The following is a 481-nucleotide window of genomic DNA, read 5'->3' on the forward strand; positions in this document are numbered from 1 at the left end:
TCGCGGCTTTGCTGTCGTGGCCGATGAAGTCAGAAAGCTCGCGGAAAAAACCATGCACGCCACCAAAGACGTGGGCCAAGGCCATCACCGGTATTCAGCGCGGGGCCGACGAAACTGCCGCCCGTATGGCCCGGGCCGTGGCCAGGGTGGCCGATGCCACCGGACTGGCCGAGCGTTCGGGGGCCTCGCTCGCCAGCATCGTCCAGCTGGTGGCCGCCGCCGGCGATCAGGTCCGTTCCATTGCTGCGGCTGCCGAGGAACAATCCTCCACTACCGAAGCCATCAACCAGTCTGTAGGCGACATCAACACCCTGGCCGCTGACGCCGCCGACACAACTGTCCCAATCCGGCGGTCGCAGTCCGGGAGCTGGCAGAATTAGCGAACAATCTCAACGTCCGTTATCGACAATCTGCAGCAACAGAAAGGAGGGCAAAAAGCTCTGGCCTAAGGAAAATTGAGGGCGCAGAAGCAACTCGCCAA

The 481-nt window shown here is 62.2% G+C and carries 1 protein-coding gene; it reads left to right on the forward strand.

The features are described from left to right. A partial coding sequence (locus DSOL_RS26355) for a methyl-accepting chemotaxis protein (protein ID WP_207649698.1) occupies window positions 1-380 on the forward strand: 380 nt, incomplete at its 5' end. Between the last annotated feature and the right edge of the window lie 101 nt (window positions 381-481).

Source organism: Desulfosporosinus metallidurans (genome assembly GCF_001936615.1).
GTDB classification, from domain to species: domain Bacteria; phylum Bacillota; class Desulfitobacteriia; order Desulfitobacteriales; family Desulfitobacteriaceae; genus Desulfosporosinus; species Desulfosporosinus metallidurans.